General features: G+C 59.5%; 14 protein-coding genes and 1 pseudogene. 11 read left to right on the top strand and 4 right to left on the bottom strand.

Annotated elements, in window-relative coordinates:
* On the bottom strand, positions 1-459 hold the full coding sequence (locus tag V6N02_RS21580; RefSeq protein WP_371229533.1) for an Lrp/AsnC family transcriptional regulator: 459 nt from the start codon (positions 457-459) through the stop codon (positions 1-3).
* A gap of 764 nt (positions 460-1,223) precedes the next feature.
* On the opposite strand from V6N02_RS21580, the gene V6N02_RS21585 reads away from it, so the two are divergent.
* The 5 genes from V6N02_RS21585 (at position 1,224) to V6N02_RS21605 (ending at position 6,513) form a co-directional block, all read left to right on the top strand.
* Entirely contained in the window at positions 1,224-2,663 is a 1,440-nt protein-coding gene (locus V6N02_RS21585; protein ID WP_371229536.1) for a glutamine synthetase family protein, read from the top strand.
* A 102-nt stretch (positions 2,664-2,765) separates the two neighbouring features.
* Positions 2,766-3,521: an ABC transporter permease gene (locus V6N02_RS21590; RefSeq protein ID WP_371229539.1), complete on the top strand. Its 756-nt coding sequence runs from the start codon at positions 2,766-2,768 to the stop codon at positions 3,519-3,521.
* A gap of 68 nt (positions 3,522-3,589) precedes the next feature.
* Positions 3,590-4,636, top strand: coding sequence for an ABC transporter substrate-binding protein (locus V6N02_RS21595; protein ID WP_371229542.1), 1,047 nt, complete (start codon positions 3,590-3,592; stop codon positions 4,634-4,636).
* Between the two features lie 30 nt (positions 4,637-4,666).
* A complete protein-coding gene (locus tag V6N02_RS21600) occupies positions 4,667-5,467 on the top strand; it encodes an ABC transporter ATP-binding protein (protein ID WP_371229545.1) in 801 nt (266 codons plus the stop codon).
* Between the two features lie 32 nt (positions 5,468-5,499).
* Positions 5,500-6,513 carry an alpha/beta fold hydrolase gene (locus V6N02_RS21605; RefSeq protein ID WP_371229547.1) on the top strand — a complete coding sequence of 338 codons (1,014 nt, stop codon included), beginning with the start codon at positions 5,500-5,502 and terminating at the stop codon, positions 6,511-6,513.
* Positions 6,514-6,907: 394 nt separating this feature from the next.
* On the opposite strand, the pseudogene V6N02_RS21610 reads toward V6N02_RS21605, so the two are convergent.
* Positions 6,908-7,054: pseudogene (locus V6N02_RS21610) on the bottom strand (glutamate dehydrogenase); the annotation flags it as partial.
* Between the two features lie 154 nt (positions 7,055-7,208).
* On the opposite strand from V6N02_RS21610, the gene V6N02_RS21615 reads away from it, so the two are divergent.
* Both V6N02_RS21615 and V6N02_RS21620 read left to right on the top strand, forming a co-directional pair.
* Entirely contained in the window at positions 7,209-8,519 is a 1,311-nt protein-coding gene (locus V6N02_RS21615; RefSeq protein ID WP_371229549.1) for an ATP citrate lyase citrate-binding domain-containing protein, read from the top strand.
* Entirely contained in the window at positions 8,516-11,191 is a 2,676-nt protein-coding gene (locus V6N02_RS21620) for a hypothetical protein (protein ID WP_371229552.1), read from the top strand. The genes V6N02_RS21615 and V6N02_RS21620 overlap by 4 nt, the downstream gene beginning before the upstream one ends.
* A 37-nt stretch (positions 11,192-11,228) precedes the next feature.
* Here V6N02_RS21620 and V6N02_RS21625 read toward each other — a convergent pair whose 3' ends face one another.
* Positions 11,229-12,143 carry a LysR family transcriptional regulator gene (locus tag V6N02_RS21625; protein ID WP_371229556.1) on the bottom strand — a complete coding sequence of 305 codons (915 nt, stop codon included), beginning with the start codon at positions 12,141-12,143 and terminating at the stop codon, positions 11,229-11,231.
* Between the two features lie 97 nt (positions 12,144-12,240).
* Here V6N02_RS21625 and tcuA point away from each other — a divergent pair, with 97 nt between their 5' ends.
* The 4 genes from tcuA to V6N02_RS21645 are packed head-to-tail and all read left to right on the top strand — an operon-like array spanning position 12,241 to position 17,475.
* Positions 12,241-13,632 (top strand): FAD-dependent tricarballylate dehydrogenase TcuA, encoded by a 1,392-nt coding sequence (gene tcuA, locus V6N02_RS21630; RefSeq protein ID WP_371229558.1) that lies wholly within the window; start codon positions 12,241-12,243, stop codon positions 13,630-13,632.
* Positions 13,622-14,686 (top strand): tricarballylate utilization 4Fe-4S protein TcuB, encoded by a 1,065-nt coding sequence (gene tcuB / locus V6N02_RS21635; protein WP_371229561.1) that lies wholly within the window; start codon positions 13,622-13,624, stop codon positions 14,684-14,686. Before tcuA ends, tcuB begins: the two co-directional genes overlap by 11 nt.
* Positions 14,687-14,691: 5 nt before the next feature.
* Positions 14,692-16,137: an aldehyde dehydrogenase gene (locus V6N02_RS21640; RefSeq protein WP_371229565.1), complete on the top strand. Its 1,446-nt coding sequence runs from the start codon at positions 14,692-14,694 to the stop codon at positions 16,135-16,137.
* A gap of 3 nt (positions 16,138-16,140) precedes the next feature.
* Entirely contained in the window at positions 16,141-17,475 is a 1,335-nt protein-coding gene (locus V6N02_RS21645; protein ID WP_371229568.1) for an NAD(P)/FAD-dependent oxidoreductase, read from the top strand.
* Here the strand turns inward: V6N02_RS21645 and V6N02_RS21650 are convergent.
* Positions 17,447-18,046 carry a short chain dehydrogenase gene (locus tag V6N02_RS21650; protein ID WP_371229571.1) on the bottom strand — a complete coding sequence of 200 codons (600 nt, stop codon included), beginning with the start codon at positions 18,044-18,046 and terminating at the stop codon, positions 17,447-17,449. The two genes, V6N02_RS21645 and V6N02_RS21650, sit on opposite strands and share 29 nt — an antisense overlap.
* Positions 18,047-18,061 lie beyond the last annotated feature (15 nt).

An 18,061-nucleotide genomic window follows, 5' to 3' on the forward strand; every position in this document is an offset into this window, starting at 1 on the left:
TCAATGGTGGTCAGGTTTGCTCTTGTTCCGTTTCAAAAGGAACTGGTTTTTGAAATTGACAATGCCAAGCATCACGTCTGCATCCGAGATGTCGTCATACGCATGGATCTCGTTTTCAAGGAAATCCTTCAACGCTTCGTTATTGTTGCTGACAATCTCTATAATCAGATCATACTGGCCCGCGACCCAAAGGATGAAGACAACATGCGGGTCCGCACCAAGTCGCTCGGCCACCTGTCTTGGTGTCACGCCTGAGGCAACCTTCAACCCTATCATTGCGTCGGTTGTGTATTCGGCTGCGGCCGGGTCCGCCATTGCAACGATACGCAATTGATTGTTTGCGCGAAGACCGCTCACACGATTCCTGATGGTACCTTCTGAAACACCCAGCTGCTGCGCGATTTCCTTGAATGCCATTCGGCCATCGACTTCGAGAAGCTTGATAATCTCCTGGTTCAATCCGTCATCTTTGGACCGAATACCTTCATATGTGCGCGTTGATGTTGTTGTTTTCCGCAATTGTCAGCCCCTATTTACTTTTGGTTTTGCCGATCCGTGTGCGGTATTCGGTTTCTTTTTACGTATAGCTTAATTGCCTTCAAGAGGTCCAGACCTGTCAAATTACTGGACTCCTGTAAGCATCCCAAACAGTTTGAAGCTAACGCCCTGAAGAGTGGCAACTGCCGTATTGAGCTGGTGGTTGTTCGCCATGAGCGACCGTCGTTCCGCAAATTATATGCCGCCCTGTTTCGTTCCGGAACGCGAAAAATTCCTGAAACAGAATTATGCCTCGAAGAAATGCGAATTACTCCAAAGAGTTGCGAAATATGTGCGCAGAATTGCGGATAGTTTTGATAATAGTAATTGAAAAGCACTATAAAACACATAATGATACGATATTCGCAATTTCCAAAACGCAGTGACGCGCGTTTTGCGGCTTCGTTTGTATCGTAGGGAGAGGGACAACATGACCATTACAAAACCACGTTCGTTATCCGTTTCCGAAGCGTGTGCGCGAAGCTGTCCCAGATCCAGGGCATCCATCCTGACACGCCCATACCAGGCAGAATTCAAATACTCCCGAGACTGGGCGTTGAACTTCACTCGTTGAGTTCAACGCCCTTTTTTCTGGGAGGGGGCGAGAGCCCCGGAAAACCGCAACAACCAAGTGCTGCCAGCATGTCGCCAAAAAACAGGCAGCCTTCCAACAAGAGGAAAAACGCATGGCCAAAGACAACGCGAAATCGAAGATCTACTACGAGACCTTCCAGGAAGCGGTTGAACGCAACCGCCCCCGCATCCCCGAGGTCAGGAAATACCTCGAAGAGACCGGCGTCAAATACGTCATGGCGGCGTGGATTGACCTGCACGGCATCCCGAAAACCAAACCTGTCCCGATGAGCGATTTTGAACCGCTCTGCCTTGGCAAGGGGCCGCAATTTGCCGTGCACTCCATCTCTTTCGTGCCCGAGCTTTCGCCCGCCGACAGCGATCAGGTCGTCGTGCCCGATCTCGATGCGGTGTATGTTTGCCCGTGGGACAACAGCCTCGCGATCATCTTCTCGGACCTCTACTGGGAAGACGCGCCCTACAATGTCTGCCCGCGGCAGGCGCTGAAACGCGCGATGAAGGAAGCGGCGGATGAGGGCTATACCGGCTATGCCGGGGTCGAGCCGGAATTCATCGTCATGAAATACGACGAGAACGGCGCGCCCGTGAAAGCGTTTGACGATGACCTTGGCAAAGCCGTCAAACCGCGCCGTCAGGCTTTTGGCTATGACGTCGAGTATTCGGTCGATTCCATGCCCTTCCTCAAGGACATGATCGACATCATCGAAGATCTGGGCTGGAACCTGCACGATGTGGTGGCCGAGGGTGCCTATTCCCAGTTCGAGCTGGATTTCCATTATACGAATGTTCTGGAAATGTCAGACCGGCTCGCCTTCCTGCGGATCGTTCTGAAAGAGGTGGCAAAGAAACACGGCATGTTCGTGACCTTCATGCCGAAACCCACTGTGGGCGACTGGCGTTCGGGGGCGCATATCAACCTCTCGATGCAACACGAAAGCCGCCCCGGCGAAAACATCTTCGAGACCCCGGATGGCGACTGGTCGGACGAAAGCCGCTGGGCCGTTGGCGGCCTGATGCAGCACGCCGAGGCGATCACCGCGATCACCTGCCCCACCGTGAATTCCTATAACGGCCTGGTGCCGCGTGTGGGTGGTTTCGAAGGTGGCACAGTGACCTGGGCGCCGACCAACATCACCTACGGTTTCAACAACCGCTCGGCCCAGTTCCGCCTGCCGCAAAGCCGTCATTGCCTGGAAAACCGGGCCTGCGACATGACGATGAACGTCTATCTCGCGATGGCGATGCACCTGTCCTGCGCCCTGCACGGGATCAAGAACAAGATCGACCCGGGCAAGCCGACTGACTTCGACCTCTATGCAAAGACCGAGGACGAACTGACCGAGCTGGGCATCCGCCGCCTGCCCCGGACCTTGTGGGCTGCGATTCAGGCGTTGCGGTCCGACGACATGGCCGAGCACGTGATGGGGCCGGTGATGCGCCATTCGTATATCGAGTACAAAAATGACGAGTGGGAACGCTATCACCAGGCTGTAACGGATTGGGAGGTGCAGGAGTACCTGCGTCTCTACTGATCTCGCACGTGAATGAGCACTTCGGCTGCACATAAAAAAAACGCCGCGGGGGCATCGCGCCCCCGCAGGCAACGGTTTTTCGAATTCAAATCGGAAATCCCCATGTCCTGGCGGCTCGTCCTCGGGCTTCTGGTCTGGGTTCTGTTTTTCGGGCTCTGGGAATTTGCCGTCTGGCTGCGCTGGATGCCCGAGATCCTGCTGCCCGGCCCCGGGAAGGTTCTGAGCGCGCTTTACACGCTCTTTGCAGAACAGGGGTTTTTGCAGGATGTGCTGGTCAGCGTCTGGCGCGTGATGCTCAGCTTTTTCTTGGCCTGTCTTCTGGCCATACCGCTTGGCATCCTGATCGGGTCGTTCCGGACGGTCGAGGCGTTCTTCAGCCCCTTTGTTTCGGCATGGCGCTACCTGCCCGCACCGTCCTTCATCCCGCTGCTGCTGATGTGGTTCGGTGCCGGGGACGCTCAGAAACTCGCGCTTCTCTTTATCGGCGTGATCTGGTTCCTGATCACGTTGATTTCGGACCACACCAAGGCCGTTCCGGCCGATCTGATCCGCACCTCGGTCACTTTGGGCGGCAGCAGGATGCAGGTCCTGAGAAGTGTCGTGGTTCCTGCGGCGTTGCCGAATATCGTCATTGCCATGCGGCAGATGCTGGCGGTCAGCTGGACCTATCTTGTGATCGCCGAAATCACCGCGGCCGACGCCGGTATCGGTGCAATGATGATGCGGGCCAAACGGTTTCTGCATGTCGATCAGATTATGGCGGGAATTCTGGTCATTGGCCTACTGGGGTTGATGTTTGATTTCCTGCTCCGGCTTCTGCACCGCAAAGCATTTCACTATCTCGAAGAACACAACTGATCGCGCACGGAGGGATTGGAAACACACATCAAACTTCAAACCTACGGGTTCCAGCAGGAGGAAAGACAATGAAAATGAATGCGATAAAATACGCAAGCTTTGCCACAGCGTTTGTCGGGTTGGCCGGAATGGCCCAGGCGGCGGATGACGTCAATATCGCCGGTTTTACCTGGCCGGGATACGGGTTCTGGCATATCGCGATCGAGAAGGATCTCGCCCCCGATCTGAACATCAATTATCAGACCATCGAAGACCCTTACGAAAGCTTCAATCTTGTTGCCGCCGGACAACTGGACGTGGTGTCCTCGACGGCCGAATTCACACCTGTTGGCGTGGAGCGCGGTCTACCTGTGAAACTGGTGGCTTTTGGCAATCTTTCGAATGGCACTGACAAGATCGTGGCCGGGCCAGGCATCAAAACAGCCGCTGACCTGGTCGGCAAGGAAGTCGCCGTTCTGGAAGGCGGACTGGCTCAGATCTACGTTGCCATGTGGCTTGAACAAAACGGCGAGGCGTTCGACTCCGTCACCTATCGCAATATCATCGCGGACGATGCTTTTGCGGCGATGATCGGCGGTGGCGTTGCTGCCTCGGAGTTCTGGGAACCTTACGGCAGCAACACGCTCAAGGCGCTTGAAGGGTCCAGTATCCTGTCGCAATCCGATGAGACCTTTTGGCTTGAGAACGCGGTGGTGGCCGATGGCCATTACATGAGTAACTCGCTGACCACTGATCGCCGCGATGTGGGCCTGAAAACCATGAAGGCGATGTATGACGCGATCTCGTGGTGGAAACAGAACCCGGCCGAGGGCAATCAGATCATCGCCAAGGGCATGGGAATGAGCCTTGACGATGTCGAGCTTGTGCTGGGCAAGGACGGCACGAGCCTTGATGGCGGCCTTTATGTCTATGACTTTGTGGAGGCCGCGCAATTCTGCGGCTCAGCCCCGGGCAATCCGCCGTTCAATCAGACCAATGGCCAGATGAGCGATCATTGGAACTTGGTCAGCGAATGGTGGGTGAAGTTCGGGTTCATCGAAGAAATCAAAGCGCCCGAAACCGGTATTGACTGCAGCCTCCACAAAGAGCTGTACGATAGCGGCTATCGCGGCTGATCAACCAGAAGATCTCGGATAGGACACGCCGTGCAGGACAACCCGATACTGACTGTCAATAATGTCGGAAAGACATTCAACACCCGAAGCGGTCAGATTGAAGCCTTGCGTGACGTGTCCTTTTCCGTGGCTAAGAACGAAGTCTGTGTGCTTCTGGGCCCCTCGGGCTGTGGCAAGTCCACGCTTCTGAATATCGTGGCCGGTCTCGAAATGCCGACGACTGGCCAGTTGTGGCTGGAGGACCATCCGATCTTGGGCCCGGCGCGCGAACGCGGCATGGTCTTTCAAAGCTACACGTCCTTCCCATGGCTGACAGTCACGCAGAATGTCGAATACGGCATGAAGCTGAACGGTGTCCCTCAGGCCGAACGAAAGAAACGGGCCCGCGAGTTCATCGACCTTGTCCATCTGACAAAGTTCAGTGATGCCTATCCAAAAAACCTGTCAGGCGGTATGAAACAACGCGTGGCCATCGCGCGGACCCTCGCCAATGTCCCGCAAATCGTTCTGATGGATGAACCCTATGGCGCCCTTGATGCCGAAACGCGCTGGCACATGCAGGAAATGCTGCTGGAAATCGTTCGGACCACCCACACGACAATCCTGTTGGTCACACATGACATTCAGGAAGCTATTTTCCTGGCCGATCGCATCGTGTTTCTTTCGGCGCACCCGGGACGGTTGAAAACCATTCTCAACCTTGATTTCAAGGCAGGCAAAGAGATCGAAAGCAAAGAAGACCTGATCGCGCTGGACGGCTACGCCGCGTGTGAGCGTGAAATCATGTCGCTCATGCGTAACGAGGCAAAGCCGGATCAAGATGATTACTAAGAAGATGTCCACCCAGAAAAACGGTGCAAAAAATGCAGGATTATGAGATTCTTGAATTGGGGCAGGTCAAATTGTTGTCGGGTGAAACCCTGAACAACGCAAAACTGGCCTATAAAACACACGGAACGCTGTCTGTTGCCAAGGACAATGTCATCGTTCTGCCCTCGTTTTACACCGGTACGCATCTGCGCTGCGAAGGGTTTTTCGGTGCGGGCCGCGCGATTGATCCTGCAAAACACTTCATCATCTGCCCCAACCTGATGGGCAACGGGTTTTCGTCGTCCCCCAGCAACAGCGACGCGCCACAGGACGGACCACGTTTCCCCCTTGTTCAGCTTTGGGACAACATTGCCTGTCAACACAGGCTGATACATGACCATCTTGGGATTGATAAGATCGCACTTGTTGCCGGGTGGTCCATGGCTGGATGCCAAGCCTATCAATGGGCGGCACAATACCCCGATATGGTCGATGCAATTCTTCCGTTCTGCGCATCTGCCAAGACGTCGCCACACAACATCGTCTTCCTAGAAGGTGTGAAAGCTGCGCTATGTGCGGATCAGACGTGGAACAGGGGTGATTACACATCCCCACCTGTCGCCGGCCTCAAGGCGTTTGGCCGTGTGTATGCAGGCTGGGCCTTTTCGCAAACATTTTACCGCGAAGGGCTGTACCGGCAACTCGGCTTTGACACGGTCGAAGAGCTTTTGCAGGATTGGGAAGCCGATCATGTAGAAGGCTGGGATGCCAATAACCTGTTGGCTAAACTGGCCACATGGCAGGCCGGTGACATTTCGGCGGGGCCGCTCTATCAGGGCGACATTCAGGAAGCGCTCGGCGCGATCAAGGCCCGCGCCATCCTGATGCCCTGCACCCAAGACCTTTATTTCCCGCCCGAAGATAATGAAATTGAGGCGCGCTACATAGTGAATGCTGAGTTTCAACCATACGCCTCCCCCTGGGGTCACTGTGCGGCAAACCCCGGAAACGACCCCGGGTTTCAGCGCCAACTTGACGCGAACATTCGAAAGCTTTTGCAGCCATAAGCATCAGAAGTCGCGCCTGATTATGAGCGGCGAGTCCGTGTTGGATGCGAGGATCAGATTGTCCTAGTCAAGATGATGGGCTTTATGACTGATGTTCGTAGGAAGACACTGTATGATGATGTCCGCAATGCGCAGCACCCGGCACGAACAGCCGATTTCAGACTACTGTTAGATGGATTGTGACAGCCGTTGAATGACAGGACCGGGCCGAGCTCGAATGGAAGGTGGCTTAAACGAGCACTTGGGGCGGCACGAAAGCGGGACAGGTCCATTAGCCTACCAACGGTAACACAAGAGGACACTGCTAACATCTAGGTTTTCGACAGCACATTCTGTATCCGTGTCTGAGGTCGGAAGGCCCCGACGCACAGAACCGGCAATGCGGGGTTTGCCATCATAGCCCTTTCAAGTGGTAGCTAATGGCGATCCTTGCGATCGAAAAGCAATAGGCCGCTATTCGCAGGTATTCGTGTTGTCTTTCATGCATCTGCTCACGCATCGCTTGGTAAGCCGTGCGGATCGTATCATCTAGCCCCGACCGATTTTCAATGCGGTTTTAACGCAGACGCGAAACAAGCCTTACACACCCGGAGCATTAATATTTCTTGCGCAGAGGCTCACTTTCAAGGTAGCAATTCCGTTAGTGTTATGCAGTTGCATAATTACATAGTCGCGATGCGTTCGGAGACAGAACAATGCAGCTAACCGGCCTGTTGCACGGCAAACCCCTCTTAGACCTTGTCCAGTTTCCAACGCCGGAAATGCTTGGCCCGGGGTGTAGCGATGCCGACCTTTCGGCTCTGATCGAAAAACACGGCTCGGTCTTCGTAAAACCGATTTTCCGCGGGGCGGTGGGAAAGAAAGGTGCCGCTGGGCTGGTGGCACGGGTGTCGAGCCTGCGCGAAGCCATGGCCGAAAAGGAACGGCTCTATTTCGCCAGGCACGTGTTCCGAAACCAGGAGGTCAAGGCCAATGGCGTGACCTATGAGGCCGCTGTTCCGGCCGACTACGAAATCTATGTGTCCATATCCGACTCGACCATTCATCGCGCGCCAGTGCTGACCATCAGCATTGATGGCGGGATCAACATAGAAGAGGTCGACAGCACCAGGATCATCGAGATACCGTTCGATCCGATCACGGGCATGAAGGCGTATATTGTGGCCAACGCGCTTGACGCGCTCGATGCCCCTCGCCCGCTCAGGTCTCCGCTCATCCAGGCGCTGCCGAAGCTCTGGGAGCTCTACAACGATTTCGGCATGACCACGCTCGAGCTGAACCCCGTTCGGATGCAGATGCAGCCCAACGGGCGCTATAAGCCGGTGGCGTGTGATTTCAAATGCGGGTTTGACCGGGACGATGATCGGTGGACGCGCCTGCGCCTGCCGAACCACATCTTTGCCGAGGACGCCACAGAATTCGAGGAAGAGATCAACACCCTGCGCACCTATCAGGGGCAAAGCGACGTTCTGGTGCTCAACGACAAGGGGACGATCCTTGCCCCGACCTTTGGCGGTGGCGCGAATTCTGCGGTCAGCGAAGGCCTCGGACAGGACGGGATTATTTCGTCGGATTTCGGCGGCAACCCGCCCTATGAAAAGATGTTCAAAATCGCCGAGATCACCTATCGGCACTGGCTGGAGCAGACCAATGTTCTGCTGATCATCGGCGGGCGGGCCAACAATACCGATATCTTCGTCACCTTCCGCGCCCTTGCCGACGCGCTGCGCGAGAATTTCTCGAAATACGGGGCCAAGCCGATTTACGTGGTTGTCGGGCGCGGCGGGCCGAACCTGATCCAGGGTATGGGTGCGCTCAGCGAAACGCTGGACGCGCTTGGACTGCCATACCGGTTTTTCGGGTTCGACAGTGCGATCACCGAGGTGGTGACCTATGCGCAGATCGTCGATCAATGGATGAAATCGGGTGGCAAGGCTCAGATCACGCAGAACATGGGCCTCGCCGCCGTCCCCGAAACGATCAAAGCGGGAGCGAACGGACAATGACGCAACCGGCCTTCAACGACCTTATCAACCATAGCGGCATCCACTCACTGGAACAGATCGCAACCCGCGATGACCGGGTCTGTGTTCTCAACATCGTGGGCAACGAATCCCGCATTGTCACCCCGGTCAGCCATGCCTATTCCGGCGGCAACATCGTGTTTGGCACCTCACCCGGACGGCAGGGCATGGTGCTTGAAACACCGGCGGGGGATATCCCGGTCTTTGACAATGTGCGCTCGGCCATGGCGGCGGGGCTCAGCTTCGACACCGGCGTGGTTTACCTGCCGCCCAATGCCGTGCGCGACGGTGTGGCCGAATTGGTGCGGATCAATCCCGACCTCAAGAAGGTGATCATCCTGACGGAAAAAGTGCCGGTCCGCGCCGCGCGCGAAATCCGGGCGATCTGTCATGCGCGCAATGTCGATGTGTTCGGGGCCAACTGCCTTGGCGTCGCCGACAGCTGGAACCAGGTCCGGATTGGCGGGGCCCTCGGGGGCGATGCGCCCGAAGAGGTGCTGATCAAGGGCTCGATTGCCATCTACTCGAACTCGGGCAACTTCACCAACACCATCGCCACCTATCTGTCGATGGCGGGCTGGGGCACGACCACGCTGATTTCCAGCGGCAAGGACCTCTACATCCAATACGGTCCCCAGGAGTTTGCCCAAGGGTTCAACGCCGATCCACGCTCCAAGGCGGCGGTGATCTATGCCGAGCCGGGCGGCTATTACGAAAAGGGACTGCGCTTTGACAAGCCGGTCGTGGCCTGCGTTGTGGGCAAGTGGAAGTCGAACCTGACGCGGGCGGTGGGCCATGCGGGGGCCTTGGCCGGATCAGGCGACGATGCCGAGGCGAAAGAAGCCTGGTTGCGTGAAACACTTGGCGTTTCGGAGAATTTCACCCCCGAAAACCCGGTTATCTCCAAGCGTGGCGCAGTTGTGACCAACCTGTCGCATGTGCACATGGCGCTGAATGCGGTGATGAAAGCGAACGGGACCGGGCCGGATTTTGCACCGCGCGGCGGTCTTGAGCTGAAGGCCTGGTTTGGCAACAATCAGGGGCTGGATTTGCCGCCGGAGCTGGACCTGCCGATCATCCGTGCGATTGAACCCTATGCCAGCCAAATCGACCACCTGCGACATCATGTCGGCGCCACATTCGTGCGCCAAAGCATGAAGGACGCGTCCGGCGCGACCAAGATGGACCCCAAAACGCAAGTGACGAGCGTTTACGGCGAAACCGTTCTGAACCTGTCGCGCAATTCGGTGGCCAGCAATATCGGCTTGGTGCTGACCAAGACGCAACCCGACGCCAATCAAGAAAAGATCGTCGACCTTCTTGTCACCCACGCGGCCACAAGCGCGGCGGCGGCGCAGGCGGGTGATGTGGCCCGGATGGCGCATGCGGCGGGCAACACGCCCAACACCGTTCTGGCGGCCGCACTTGCCCTGATCGGGCCGGCAACGGTCAAGCATAGCCGGACCGCGATCGAGGAGCTGTCCCAAGTCGCCATGCGCGCCCTGCGCGAGGGTCGCCCCTCGGAGCCGGGCGACCTTGCAGGGACGCAGGCGCTTTTCGCGGACACGATGTCGGACGCGGCCTCCCGTTTGCTCAAGGCGATGACGACCCGCGCCATCCACAGCCCGCATGTCGCGCTGTTGCAGGCGTCGGGCCAATCCTTGACCGAAGAGGGCATCATCGCGGCCTTATGTCTGGACCTTGGCCGCGACACCCTGTCGAGCAAGCGGATATCACTGCAATCGCTGCATAATTTCCCCTGGATGCTGATGATCCTCGGCACGGCAACACGGGCGGCACTGGCCAGTTCGGGCATCGAGGTGAATGAGAACACCCGCGACGATCTCATGTCGCGCCTGAGCGTCAGTGAGATGTTCCACCTCGCGCTGACCGGTGATGTGCCGGACCCCGACCAGGTGCGGACCAGTCAGATCATGACAGGTATCGTTCTGTCGAACGGTCCCGGTACCATCTCGGCGCAGGGGGCCAAAGGGGCCGTGTCGGCGGACGGCCCGGAAATTCCGGAACGGGTTCAGTTGAACAAGGCCATGATCGGTTTCCTGACCCATGCGGGATATTCGCATGGCGGCAACGGCTTTGAATGTGTCGAGTTCCTGCTCGAACAGTTCGCTGGCACGGACCTTACCTCTGTGCGTGACAGCGCGCATGGCCTCGACATCAGGGCCATGGCGCGCGCCTTCGCCGAGACCTACAAGGCGGAAAAAACCGAGCGCAAGTCAAAGGGGCAGCGCGCGCGGGCCCTGCCGGGGATCAACCACCCGGTGTTTCGTGGCGCCGCCGTCAATGTCGACCCGCGCGAAGAATACATCTCGGACCTGCTTGCCGAACATGGTCAGCACAATGTCTTGCTGGAATTCTACAAAGAGGTCGTGCAGGCCCTGCATGACTGCGGTGCGACGCGCAATGTGTTCTGTGTAAATGTAGATGCGGTCATTGCGTGCCTTCTGCTGGATGCCATCTGGGACAAACAGCGTAGCGGGGTGATGAGCAAGGACGCCATCGAGCGCGCCGCTTTCAACGCCTTTCTATTTGGCAGGATCATCGGGTCTGTCGCGGAGATCGACGACCACCTGAACCGGGGCAAGAACATGGATACGCGCAGCCCTGCGTCGCAGTGCCGGTTCGTGACCTGATCACGGCGTACGGCGGACCCTTTGCCGGGGGTGGCGATCAATCAGGTGGGTCCACCTCCCCCAGAAGATTAGCCAGAAAGGCCTGCACTGCCCTGCCCGGTCGGCTCGTCCGTCGCGTGATGATGCCGATCCGCCGGGTGATGCTGGGCGATACAAGCTCGCGGAAATCGACCGGGGCGTTCTGTTCCGTGGGCAAGGTCGATTGCGGCAAGACCGCGACACCCAGACCAAACCGCACCATGTTGAGACTTGTCGACGAGTTGCGGATTTCCAGATACCAGCCAAGGCTTTGGCCGGTTTCCGCGAGGGCATTGTCGATTAGCATTCGGTTGCCCGTCCCCTTCCACGGCACGATCAGCTCATGCCCGGCCAAGTCCTGCCAGTCGACCTGATCGCGGGCGCAAAGCGGGTGATCGCGGTGCAGCGCCAGCACAAACCGGTCCGATTGCAGCGACTGGAACTGCAACACCGGATCATCCAGCCCGCCAAAACCGATGCCGAAATCCACATCCCCATCACGCACCAGATCCAGCGTTTCCCCCGCCAGGCTTTCAAGGATACGGAACCGCGTGTCATGCCCGGCCTCGCGATAGGATCGGATCGCATGGGGCAGGATGTTGTGCGTGGCCGAGGGGATGGTGGCCAGCGTGATCACCGCGTTGCGTTGTGCGTGGCCCGCGTCCGAGCTGTCCTGCAAGGCAAGCTGCGCGGCCCGGGCCTCGTCCAGGATCGTGCGGGCCCGGTCCAGAAACGCCCGCCCGGCCAAGGTGATCCGCACCGAGCGCGTCGTGCGCTCAAAGAGCTCCGTGCCGATGGCCTGTTCCAGCTTGCGGATGCGCCGTGTCAGCGTGGGCTGAGACATGTTGAGGTGATGCGCCGCCCGCTGAAAGGAGCCAGTTTCGGACACTTCCAGAAAGGCCTCAATATCGGTGAAGTCGTAATTGATGCGCATTATGGAATAATACTGAACATAATTTCATTTATCAATTCCCCTGTCCTCTGTCATAAGCATTGTGTTTCCACGCCAGGCAGCCAAAGGGGCCCGCGCCATGCCCGAGACATCGCAGTACGATATCGTTGTTGTCGGAGGCGGGAACGCCGCGCTTTGTGCCTCGATCACCGCCGCCAAGGCCGGGGCCAAGGTTCTGATCCTTGAAGGCGCGCCCAAACCCTATCGCGGCGGAAATTCGCGCCACACCCGCAACTTTCGCTGCATGCATCGCGGCCCGCTCTCGGTGCTGACTGGCGACTACCTGGAAGAAGAGTATTTCGACGACCTTCTCAAGGTGACCAAAGGCAAGACCGATGAGCACCTCGCCCGCATCGCCATTCGCGGCTCGGAGGAAAGCCAGCCCTGGATGGAAGAGCATGGCGTGCGGTTTCAGCCATCCCTTTCGGGTACGCTCAGCCTGAGCCGGACCAATGCGTTTTTCCTCGGGGGTGGCAAGGCGCTGGTCAATGCCTATTACCGCACCGCACAGGCGCTGGGGGTCGAGGTGCTCTATGACGCGCAGGTCACGCATCTCGAGCGGGATGGAAACCGTATCGCTTCGGTGCATTTCATCCACGATGGGACCGAACAGATGCTGACGCCGCAGGCCGTGATCGTGGCCTCTGGCGGGTTTCAGGGCGATGTCGATTGGCTGGCCCGGGCCTGGGGGCCAGCGGCCAGGAACTTCCTGATCCGGGGCACCCCCTATAATCGCGGCGTGGTTCTCAAGGACCTCCTCGATCAGGGGTGCGAATCCGTTGGTGACCCCACCCAGTGTCACGCCGTCGCCATCGACGGGCGCGCGCCCAAGTTTGACGGCGGCATCGTCACCCGTCTGGACTGCGTGCCGTTTTCGGTGGTCGTCAACAAGAACGCCGAACGGTTTTACAATGAAGGCGAGGATGTCTGGCCCAAGCGCTATGCGATCTGGGGGCGGCTGGTGGCCGCACAACCCGACCAGGTGGGGTATTCCATCATCGACGCCAAGTCGCTGGAGCTGTTCATGCCGTCCGTCTTTCCGCCGGTCAAAGCCGATACGATCGAGGATTTGGCCGAACAGCTGGGCCTGCCGCCGGAGCGATTGCGTGCCACGATTGACCAATTCAACGCGGCCTGCCAGGACGGCCCGTTCGAACCGTTCGAGCTGGACGGTCTGGCCACAAAGGGCATCGAGCCCGTCAAAACCAATTGGGCGCGGCCGATCACCAAACCACCGTTTTACGGCTACAGCCTGCGGCCCGGTGTGACCTTTACCTATCTGGGGCTAAAGGTGGACGACACAGCGCAGGTTCAGACCACTGAAGGCGCGCTAATGGAAAATCTCTGGGCCGCAGGCGAAACCATGGCCGGCAGCATCCTCGGCCAAGGCTATCTGGCGGGGTTCGGCATGACCATCGGAACTGTGTTCGGACGTATCGCAGGGCGGGAGGCCGCATCTTATGTCGCTTGATACAATCTCAGAGGCTCGCCGCCAGATCGACATCTGCAACGCCTGCCGATACTGCGAAGGCTTCTGTTCGGTGTTTCCGGCCATCAACCGCGAACGGGTGTTTCCCGACGGGGACATCACTCAGCTGGCGAACCTGTGCCACAACTGTCAGGGCTGTTATCACGCCTGCCAGTACACCGCGCCGCATGAGTTTGACCTGAACCTGCCCAGAATTCTTGCCGAGGTCCGCAACGAAAGTTGGCAGGACCACGCCTTTCCCGCGCCCTTTGCGCGCCTCTTTCACCGCAGCGGCGTTGCGGTGTCACTTGCGCTCGCGCTTGGCGTTGCCGTGCTGTTCTGGCTCATTCAGAACTACACGCCAGAGGGCGGCACAGGGTTCTACGCGGTGCTGTCGCATAACCTGATGGTTGCGCTCTTTGCACCTGCCTTTCTTGCGCCGCTGGCCGTGATCGCGATCAGCCTGCACCGCTACTGGCGAACGATTGGCGGCACGCGCCTGCGCTGGCGTCACATTGTGGACGCGTTCCATTCTGCCGCGCAGATGAAGAACCTCGCGGGCGGTCACGGTGAGGGGTGCAATTTCGAGGACGAAGACCGGTTCTCAAACGCGCGCCGCTATGCGCATCAGGCCACGATGTATGGCTTCCTGCTGTGCTTTGCCGCAACTGCATCAGGGACAATCCTGCATTACGGCTTTGACATGCACGCCCCTTATGGCCTGTTCAGCCTGCCCAAGCTCTTCGGGATTCCGGGCGGCATCCTGCTCAGCCTCGGCACGCTGGAGCTGCTGCGGCTCAAGCTGAAGTCGAACAAGACCCTGACGGATGCCCGAAACTGGGGGGGCGAGGTCGGGTTCGTCGTGCTGCTGCATCTGGTCAGCACCTCGGGCCTCGCACTCTACGCCTTTGGCGCGACAGCCGCGCTGTCGGTCCTGCTGGCGCTGCACCTGGGATTGGTATTGGCGTTTTTCGTACTCACGCCCTATTCCAAGATGATGCACGGGTTTTTCCGACTGGCCGCGCTGATGCGCGATGCCCAGAAAAAAGAAGGCTGAAGGCGATGACCACCCAACGCGAGATTTTCGTTGCCGGCCACTGGGTCCGCGGTTCCGGACCGACCGTCCGCAGCACCAACCCGGCCGATGGCAGTGAACTGGCCGAAATCGCCGGGGCCGCAACGGCGGATCTCGACAAGGCCGTCGCGGGTGCGCGCGCCGCGATGGAAAACCCCGAATGGCGCGATCTGATGCCGCATCAGCGCGCCGCCCTGCTGCACCGCTTCGGGGCTTTGATCGACGGCGACGCCGACACGCTCGCCCGTATTCAGCTGTCCGACAATGGTAAGACGCTGACCGAATGCCGGGGCATGATCGCCAGCGCGGCCAATACCTTTCGCTACTACGCCGCCGCCTGCGAAACCGGCGAAGGCTCGGTCACCCCACCCCGCGGCCAGTATCACAGCCTGTGCCGCTTTGCGCCGGTCGGTGTGGTTGGTGCGATCACGCCGTGGAATTCACCGGCCACGCTGGAGGCGCAGAAACTGGCGCCCATTTTGGCGGCTGGCAACGCAGTGATCCTGAAGCCTTCGGAAGTCACCCCGCTGATGGGGCTGGAATACGCAAGGCTGGCCGAAAAGGCCGGGTTCCCGGCAGGCGTCCTGTCGGTTCTGGTGGGCGATCTGGAACTGGGCAAATCCATGGTCACACATCCCGGCATCGACATGATCAGCTTCACCGGCGGCACGGTCGGTGGTCGCCATATCGCCGCCGCCGCCGGTGCGCAGCTCAAGCCGCTGGTGCTGGAACTGGGGGGCAAATCCCCCAACATCGTCTTTGCCGATGCCGATCTGGACCGCGCGGTGGCCGGTGTCGCAGGGGGCATTTTCTCAGGCGCCGGTGAAAGCTGTGTCGCGGGGTCGCGGATTTTTGTGGAGGCATCCCTCTTCGACGCGTTCTGCGAACGGCTGGTGGCCAAGGCGCAGTCGATGAAAGTCGGCCGCCCCGAGGCCGATGGTGTCGAGATTGGCCCGCTCATTCACGCAGCCCACCGTGACGCGGTGCATGGTCATGTGACCCGCGCCGTGCAGGCCGGTGCCACGCTGCTGACCGGCGGCACGATCCCCGACGCGCCCGAATTGCAGGGGGGTTTCTACTATCCCCCCACGCTGCTGACCGGCGTTGGCAACGAGGCCGACATCTGCCAGCAGGAGGTGTTCGGCCCGGTGGGTGTCATCCTGCCCTTTGCCGACGAAGACGACCTTCTGGCGCAGGCCAATGACAGCGAATTCGGTCTGGCCTCGGGCATCTGGACCTCGAACCTGGAGCGCGCATGGTATGTGGCCGACCGCTTGCAGGCGGGCACGGTGTGGATCAACACCTACAAACAACTGTCCATTTCGACGCCGTTTGACGGACACAAGGCCAGCGGTCTGGGCCGCGAAAAGGGGTTTCAGGGCATGCGCGCCTATCAGCAGACCCAAGCCGTGTTCTGGTCCAAGGGAGGCTGAGCCATGGCCGGTGCCGCATATCTGGACCCCACCGGCCTGCCATCGGCCTATGCCGACCTGTGCCGTGAGGACACCCAGACCGCGCCGCTGGCAGAGGATATCCAGGCTGATCACATCGTGATCGGGGCCGGGATCACCGGGTCAAGTGCTGCGCTGCATCTGGCCAAGGCCGGTCACTCGGTGGTGCAGCTTGAGGCGGGGGCGCTGTCCTGTGGCGGATCGGGCCGGGCCTTTGGACTGGTGGTGCCCTACGGCAAACATGGCGAGGCGAAAATCCTGCGTCACTTCGGCGCGGAGCAAGGCGCGCATCATATTGACGTGCTTAGCCAGGGGCCCGATCTGGTGCGCCGCCTGATTGCCGACCATGACATTCAGGGGGCCAAACACGGCGACGGCTGGGTGCTGGCCCCGCATGTGCAGGCCAGTGCCGAAGGGCTGCGCAAGCGCGCCGGATATTGGCAGAATCGCGGGGCCGATGTCGAAATCCTGACCGGTGCCGCCCTGCACGAGACGCTGGGAACCGACCGCTACGACATGGCGATGAAAGACAATCGCGCGTTTGGCATTAACCCTTACAACTATGCCCTGGGCTTGGCCCGCGCCGCGCGGGACGCCGGTGTTCGGCAATTCTCCAACACGCCCGCATCCCGATTTCACAAAACCGGTGACCGCTGGACGGTCGAAACACCCGGCGGCACGGTCACTGCAAACCGCCTGCTGGTCTGCACCAACGCCTATGCCGGGTCGCTTTCGTCTCGCGTGACGCGCTCCTTTGTCCGGGTTCGCGGTCATCAGGCGGTGACCGAACCCTTGTCGGACAATGTCTTCGCCTCGGTCCTGCCCGGTGCCGGGGTTGTGACCGACACACGGCACACCTGGTCGGGGATCAAGAAGCTGCCCGGCAACCGGCTGCATCTCAGCGCCGGTGGGTCAACCCTCACGGCGCAGTCTGGCGCTGATCTGCGCTCGGTGATCAACCGGTTGAAAGAAATGTACCCGCAGATCGCCGATGTCGGCTGGCAAAGCGATTGGAGCGGCTGGGTCGCAATGACCCCGGATCAGTTTGCCCGCATCCAGCGGCTGGGAGACGGCGCATGGGCCGGGTTTGGCCACAACGGCCGTGGTCTGGCCGGTGCGACCCTGATGGGCCGGGACATGGCCCATATCGCGATGGAGACGCCGGACCACCGACCCTATGTGCCGGTCAAGGACATCCGCCCGCTACCGTTCCACGCCTTTGGCCGGTACACCGCCGCGGCGATGATCCAGTGGTATCGGATGACCGATGCGCTGGCGTTGCGAAAAGAGCTTAATGCACCGCGATCACCTGACCGGTAAGCCGCTGCGCCACGCAGCGGTGATAGGCCCGCGCGACATCCACCCCCTCCACCAGGGCGAACCCCGGGCAGCCTGATCCATCGCCGCTGGTTTCTCGCAGGTACCCGGGGCTTACCGCGTTGATCCGGATGCCGCGCGGCATGTCCGAGGCCGCACAGGTCACAAACCCCGCCAAACCCCCGTTGATCAGCCCGGAAATGGCCCCACGCTGCACCGCCTGCACATTGGTACAGCCCGAGGTCAGCACAATTGAACCCTCGTCACTCATATGCGCAACCGCTTGCCGGACAAGGTTCACCTGCCCCAGCAGCTTGGCCGCGAGCGAGCGTTCGATATCTGCATCACGCATCCGGTCGATCCGCTCAAAGGCCACACCGCCTGCGGCACTGATCAAGACGTCGATCTTTCCCACCGCTGTCAGCAGGCTCCGGATTGAGGCCAGGTCGGCGATGTCCACCCGATGATCCCCACCCGACCGCGCCGCAGTGACCACGTCATAGCCCTGCCCCATTTCGGCGATGACCAGCCGCCCGATCGCGCCCGTTCCCCCGATGACCAGCATCTTTTGCATTTCTTGTCTCCCACG

Source organism: Roseovarius conchicola (assembly GCF_041403425.1).
GTDB lineage: Bacteria > Pseudomonadota > Alphaproteobacteria > Rhodobacterales > Rhodobacteraceae > Roseovarius > Roseovarius conchicola.